This is a genomic window from Thermostichus sp. MS-CIW-37 (assembly GCF_054060065.1).
Map to the genome: position 1 here is coordinate 1 of NZ_JBSSCV010000052.1, position 6,496 is coordinate 6,496.

General features: G+C 57.7%; 5 protein-coding genes, 1 tRNA gene and 1 pseudogene. 5 read left to right on the forward strand and 2 right to left on the reverse strand.

The annotated features are described in order from the left end of the window. Positions 1–689, reverse strand: a pseudogene (locus ACVWYZ_RS14015) (RNA-guided endonuclease TnpB family protein); the annotation flags it as partial. Between the two features lie 446 nt (positions 690–1,135). Here ACVWYZ_RS14015 and ACVWYZ_RS14020 point away from each other — a divergent pair. From ACVWYZ_RS14020 to ACVWYZ_RS14035, 4 genes are all read left to right on the forward strand, one after another. Beyond that, positions 1,136–2,272 (forward strand): LabA-like NYN domain-containing protein, encoded by a 1,137-nt coding sequence (locus ACVWYZ_RS14020; RefSeq protein WP_457467400.1) that lies wholly within the window; start codon positions 1,136–1,138, stop codon positions 2,270–2,272. A gap of 355 nt (positions 2,273–2,627) precedes the next feature. Beyond that, positions 2,628–3,245 carry an HD domain-containing protein gene (locus ACVWYZ_RS14025; protein ID WP_457467401.1) on the forward strand — a complete coding sequence of 206 codons (618 nt, stop codon included), beginning with the start codon at positions 2,628–2,630 and terminating at the stop codon, positions 3,243–3,245. A gap of 70 nt (positions 3,246–3,315) precedes the next feature. Further along, positions 3,316–3,753, forward strand: coding sequence for a peroxiredoxin (locus ACVWYZ_RS14030; RefSeq protein ID WP_011432689.1), 438 nt, complete (start codon positions 3,316–3,318; stop codon positions 3,751–3,753). 49 nt (positions 3,754–3,802) lie between these two features. After that, entirely contained in the window at positions 3,803–4,630 is an 828-nt protein-coding gene (locus ACVWYZ_RS14035; protein ID WP_414329610.1) for a M15 family metallopeptidase, read from the forward strand. 106 nt (positions 4,631–4,736) lie between these two features. Here the strand turns inward: ACVWYZ_RS14035 and ACVWYZ_RS14040 are convergent. Next, positions 4,737–4,808, reverse strand: a tRNA-Gly gene (locus ACVWYZ_RS14040). Between the two features lie 152 nt (positions 4,809–4,960). Between ACVWYZ_RS14040 and zds the strand changes: the two genes are divergently transcribed. Next, a complete protein-coding gene (gene zds / locus ACVWYZ_RS14045; protein ID WP_457467402.1) occupies positions 4,961–6,400 on the forward strand; it encodes a 9,9'-di-cis-zeta-carotene desaturase in 1,440 nt (479 codons plus the stop codon). Positions 6,401–6,496: the final 96 nt, after the last annotated feature.

Sequence of the window (6,496 nt, forward strand, 5' to 3'; positions counted from 1 at the left end):
GAACTGCGTGTGCCCTTACTGGCTTTGCGTTGGAGTACCGCCCTCAACCGGGAGTAGTGGTCTCGGACTCTGTTCAACTGCTGTCCATTCCAGTTCTTCCCCTCTGAGGTATGAGCGATATCTATCCTTCCCAAATCCACCCCAATCACCTTGTCGGTATCTTGTTGCCTGGGTGGTTTTTTCTCTACGCAAATCTGGATGTAGTAGGAGCCGTCTCTGCGCTTGACCAGAGTGGCCGATTTGGGATTGGAGCCCGCCAACTGTTCTCTCTGGTAACGGCCAATCGCCAGCTCAAAGCGCTCTCGACCCTCCACTGTGGTCAGCGACACCGTCCAGTCTTTCTCGCGGAACGAAAAGATACGAGCGTCATAGGTCGCGAAGCCCCCCTTGAACGCTTTGACGGGGCGGTTTTTCTGTCGGGCAACCTTGCGGGCACCGGCCAGCCGTCTGCAGACCTGCTGGTCGCGTAAGCGGGACGTAGTCCTTGCCAAGTTACTGGACAAGCCGAACCGGGCACGGATTTCGCGGTAGCACAGAGATTGAAGTTTAACGGCGTTGGTGACTTTCTCGGGCGTGTTTTGGTTGACCCAGTTCAACGCCTGCACAAAGGCATCCAAGGTCGCGTCCAACTTTGCGGCCTGCGACTGGGACACCTTGAGCTTACAGGAGACGGTCAGAACTTGGGTCATGGTTCTATCGTAACTTCCGCATTCCTCCCGACACTGACCCTACGGGTACAGTGCGGGGCTCCTGCGATTTCTAGCTGACCCTGCTCCGTTCAATGGTTTTACGGCCCATACCGTCAGCCAATAGCTTGGACGTTGAATCCAGGTTGAGCGGGCCACGGGGCCTGTCGGTCAAGAGGAACAAGTTTGAGCCTGCTTTCGATAACTGACTCGATATCTGATCCGTTTGCTCAACAAGGGAAATACGTTTGTCCAGCGATTGGAAGCTCCCCCTTCCAACAGCCGGCATACTGCAGTTGCTGAATTGCTCCTCTTCGATGCCTCTGGGAGTTCTGGGCATCTCGATCTTCGAGAGGGATCCCTGAGGTGGCCCATGTGAGTGAGGTGAAATCCTGGCAACCGAGCAGATCGATAACCCAAACTGAGGAGAGCTGACTATGAGTATGAGTATGAATAGGGCTTCTGCCTTCCCCTTAACCTGGCTGTGGACGGGATCCCTGGCCCTGGGGGTGACGGCCCTGGTGACCCGCCAAGTGATCTGGGGGCTCTTACCTTTGGCAGCAGCCTACCCTGCCATCCGCCGCCGCGAAGAACAGCTTGGCCAAGTTCTGGAACAGACCTGGACACAGCAGCAACAGACAGCAACCCAACTGGAGACCCTGCAAGCGCGTTTCGAGGTGCTGGACGCTCGGCTCACTGCTGAACCGTCCCTTCTGCAGCAGACCTTGGCTTCCCCGGCTGAAGCCATTCAAGAGCTCGAGCAGAAAGTAAAGGTTTTGGAGCCCATCTGGGTACAGCAGCAGCAGACGGCGGCCCAACTGGAAACATTACAAGGGCGGATCGACGCCCTCGAAGCTCGGCCCACGTCTCATCTGTCCGTGCGGCAACAGCTGGCCCCCATCACCCAGGCCATCCAGCAAATCCAGCAGCGGTTAAAAGCCGTGGAGCTGCGGTTGAATGCTCTGCCGACATCCCAGCCCCAAGTGACTTTGGAGCAACTGGAGTTGGTGCAGGCGCAACTCCAACACCTGCAGCAGCTGGTGGCATCCCAGCCGAACCCTGCTTTTCCCCGCAAAGCCCTGGGGGTGTTCATCGACGCGGCCAATCTCCACGCCAGCGCCCAGCAGTGGGGATCCCATCTCGACTATCCCAGTCTGCTCAGCTGGCTGGCCCAGGGCAGATCCGAGATGGAAGTGCATGTCTACAGCGGGGTAGATCGCCACAACCTAGCTCAGCGTCGTTTCCTGCGGGAGTTGAGAAAACAGGGCTATCGGGTGGTCACCAAGCCGGTGGTGATCCACGCCAACGGCAGCCGCAAAGCCAATCTGGATGGGGAGCTGATCGTGGACTTGATGGCGATGCACTCCCACTACGAGACGGTGCTGCTGCTGAGTGGGGATGGAGATTTTGCGCCGGCCCTCGAGCATATCCGCCGCCAAGGCTGCCGGCTGGAGGTAGCCGCCTACAGGCCGAACACGAACCCGGCGTTAATTCGGATAGCCGACCAGTTCGTGGATTTGTGCGCTTGGCAGGGAACAGGAACGCTGTTGCCGCTGCCTGCAAAACAGACTCCGGCCACCGGCTGAACCTTGCCATCTCAGCGCCTGAACCTCGCTTGGATCAACCTTGTCCAAAAATTGGTATTCTCTCTGCCCTAAAAGGCAAGGATTCTTTCCCAGGCCACAGGATAATTCCTACTTCTTGGGCTACACCACCCTTGCGAGTGGTGGGGGATGCCATAACCCCGACTACTGGGATGAACTCCCAGATACTTTTCCTGCTGACATTGCTCTTGCTAACACTGCGCCATACTCAAGTTGGCGGAGTTCAACCAACAGCGTAGCACAAAGCCGCCCTTGCCGCGTCAGCGGGCTGTAGGCCTTAGGGCAGGGCTTGCAACCCAGTTTTCTTGGTCAACTTAACCCCAATCGGAGAATCCAGATGTCAACGCAGCTAACACAGCGGTTTGCGGAGGCAATGCACTATGCCCATCGCTGGCATGCTTCTCAGACCCGCAAGGGAACCGGGATCCCTTACCTCAGCCATCTGTTGGCCGTAGCAGCCATCGCCCTGGAGCATGGGGCGGATGAAGACGAAGCGATTGCCGCTCTGCTCCACGACAGCCTAGAGGACGGCCCCCACAACACAGGCGAGCCCCGGGCCCAGATTGAGCAACAGATCCGGGAGCACTTTGGAGAACGGGTGCTGCAGATCATCCTGGGATGTACGGATACCGAAAGCGATGGCTCCCGAGGCGAGCCCAAAGAAAACTGGAAAGAGCGCAAAACCGCCTACCTGAAGCACCTGGAGACGGCAAATGCCTCGGTTTTGTTGGTGGCCGCCTCTGACAAGCTGCACAACGCCCGCTGCATCTTGCGGGATTTTCGCCAACTGGGGGATGAACTCTGGCAGCGGTTTTCCGCCGGAAAAGAGGGATCCCTGTGGTATTACCGATCGTTGGCAGAGATTCTGAGGCGACGGCTGCCCGGCAATCTATCGGCGGAGCTTCAAGAGCTGGTGGCTGAGTTGCAATGCCAAGCTGGAGCGGTAATGCCTTGACAGAGACAAGCAGGGCTGAAGAAAATGCTGAGGGCAGCCCTATTCATCACACTTTTTGGGTCACGCACCTATGGTTCTCGCTGTTGGCACCCCTGCTCCTGGGTTTAACACCACTGACACCCAAGGCAACCAAGTCTCTCTGGCTGATTTTGCCGGCAAAACCGTAGTCCTCTACTTTTATCCCAAAGACGACACCCCCGGCTGTACCAAAGAAGCCTGTGGATTCCGCGACGCCTACGCCGACTACCAAAGCAAGGACGTGGTGGTGCTGGGGGTGAGCATGGACGACCAAGCTTCTCACCAAAAGTTCACCGAAAAGTACAACTTGCCTTTCCCCCTACTGGTGGATAGCAGTGGGGTGATCACCCGCGCCTACGATGTGGATGGGGGCGGCTATGCCAAGCGGGTGACCTACGTCATTGATGGCGAGGGCAAAATTGCCAAGGTCTACCAGAACATCAATACCGAAACCCATGCCCGCGATATTTTGGCGGACTTGGGGTTGTAAAGACTCTGTCTCTTTTCAGCACTCCTAGGTAGGTTCCCGGCCTTTGCGCATGAACGACGACATTCCGGTCGCCCGTCGCCAGTCCACTCCGGCGAAAAAAGCGCAAAGTTCGGTGCCTGCCCTGAGGTCCCGTCTAGTCTTGGGCCTGGTGCTGGTTGGGCTAGTGCTCCTGGCGGGTTGGGGGATAGAGAAGTTACCGGGATCCCAGCAGGCGGCGGATCCCCAAGTTCTGGAGGAAGCTGGTCAGCCCTCTCTGCCGCAGCCAACTGTGCAGAATGGGCGACCTTCTCTGTTGGGGCACTATGCCTATTCCGAAGCTCCTGCAGATAGCTTGCGGGTGGTGGGTAGCTACCGTGGTCGAGAGGTGCGCCTGCGCCAGGCGGCTGCCGAAAGTTACCTTCGCATGAGCGAAGCAGCTCAAGCTGCCGGGATCCGCCTTGTCCCCATTTCCGGGTTTCGCTCCATTGCGGATCAGGAATTCTTGTTTTTTCAATTGGCTCAATCCCGAGCCTTGCGACCCGAGGAACGAGCTGCTGTCAGTGCTCCCCCTGGCTACAGCGAGCACCACACTGGCTATGCCATCGACCTTGGGGATGCCGGGTTTCCGCAGTGGGATACTCAAGAAGCCTTTGAGACCACCCCGGCCTTCCAGTGGCTGCAGAGCAACGCGGCCCGCTTTGGCTTTGAGCTGTCTTTCCCCAGAAACAACCCTCAGGGGGTGAATTACGAACCCTGGCACTGGCGCTTTGTGGGCGACCGTGACAGCCTGGAGACCTTCTACGCTCCCCAAATCAAACCATTCCCAAATCAGCCCAATCAAACCGAGACTCCTACTCTCCCGTCTTCCAGAGGGAGAAGAGCTGGGAGTGAGGGCTGACTCCTTTGGGGAGAGAGGAAAGGGGGAGCTCCTTGGGACTACCGTCACGGCCCTCTCCCTTGCAGGGATCTCATTCCCCTCTTGAATGGGTTCACAAGCCTAAGCAAGCGGATGACGCGATTCGAACGCGCGACCGTCTCGTTGGCAACGAGAAGCTCTACCACTGAGCTACATCCGCGTCGGGAAATTTATGATGGCAAGTTTTGCGGTGGTTTGTCAAGTCAGGGATCCCTGGCGCATTTTGTTCCAGAATGAGAGAAGTTCATCTTTCTTTGCAGTTGCGCAAAGTCTGGGCGGGATCCCGGGCAGCGCCTGTTTGAGGGTATCACTATGCGGGTAGCCATTATCGGGGCCGGATTGGCCGGGTTGGTGACGGCAGTCGATTTGGTTGAAGCAGGACACGAGGTGCAGCTCTACGAGGCGCGGCCTTTTGTCGGCGGCAAGGTGGGATCCTGGCAGGATGCCGATGGCAACCACATCGAGATGGGGCTGCACGTTTTTTTCTGCAACTACAGCAATTTGTTTGCCCTGATGAAAAAGGTGGGGGCCTACGAGAACCTGCTGCCCAAGCAACACACCCACACCTTTGTCAACCGAGGTGGGCAAACGGCCAGTCTGGATTTTCGCTTTCCCCTGGGGGCGCCTTTCAACGGCCTCAAAGCTTTTTTCACCACCGAGCAGCTCTCTTGGGCGGACAAGCTGCGCAACGCCTTGGCGCTGGGCACCAGCCCTCTGATTCGCGGCTTGCTGGACTATGAAGGGGCAATGCGGCAAATTCGCGCCTTGGATCGGATGAGCTTTGCCGATTGGTTTCGGCGGCATGGGGGATCCGAGGGTAGCCTGAAGCGGATGTGGAACCCGATTGCCTATGCCTTGGGCTTTATCGATACAGAACAGATTTCTGCCCGCTGCATGCTGACGATCTTTCAGATGTTTGCCAGCAAAACAGAGGCTTCCAAGCTCAATCTCCTCAAGGGATCCCCGGACACCTATCTCACTCAGCCTATCGTCCGCTACATCCAAGCCCGTGGGGGCCAGATCCACACCCGCAGAGGGGTCAGCCGCATTGAAGTGAACGACTCTCCTCCCTACCCCGTGACCGGCTTGCTCTTGGCCAATGGAGAGCGGGTGGAGGCAGATGTGTATGTGTGTGCAACGGCAGTGGAAGGGGCCAAACGGCTGATCCCGGAAGTGTGGCGGCAGTGGCCTCAGTTCGACAACCTCTACAAGCTGGAATCCGTACCTGTGGCCACGGTGCAATTGCGCTTCGATGGCTGGGTGACGGAGCTGAACCCCCAAGGCCAGGCCAAACGAGCCAGCCAACACCCAGAGGCTCTGGGTATCGACAATCTCCTCTACACCGCCGATGCCGATTTTTCCTGTTTTGCCGATCTGGCCCTCACCAGCCCCGCCGACTACTACAAGCCGGGCCAGGGATCCCTGCTACAATGCGTGCTCACGCCGGGGGATCCCTTCATTTCCATGCCCAACGAGCAAATTGCCCAGCACGTGTTGCACCAAGTCCACGAGCTGTTTCCTTCATCCCGGCAACTGAACATGACCTGGTACAGCGTGGTGAAACTGGCCCACTCCCTCTATCGAGAAGCGCCGGGCATGGATCCCTATCGCCCGCAGCAAAAGACTCCCGTGCCCAACTTCTTTTTTGCCGGCAGCTACACCGCCCAAGACTACATCGACAGCATGGAAGGGGCCACCCTCTCCGGCCACCTGGCTGCTCAGGCCATTCTGGCTGCCCACAGGGATCCCTGATAGGAGCATGCCTCTAACCCCCAAAACCCTGAACTTTGCTGAATTTACTGAGCTTTAGGCGGTTTGGCAAAAGTCATTGAGAGGGATATAGTAGAC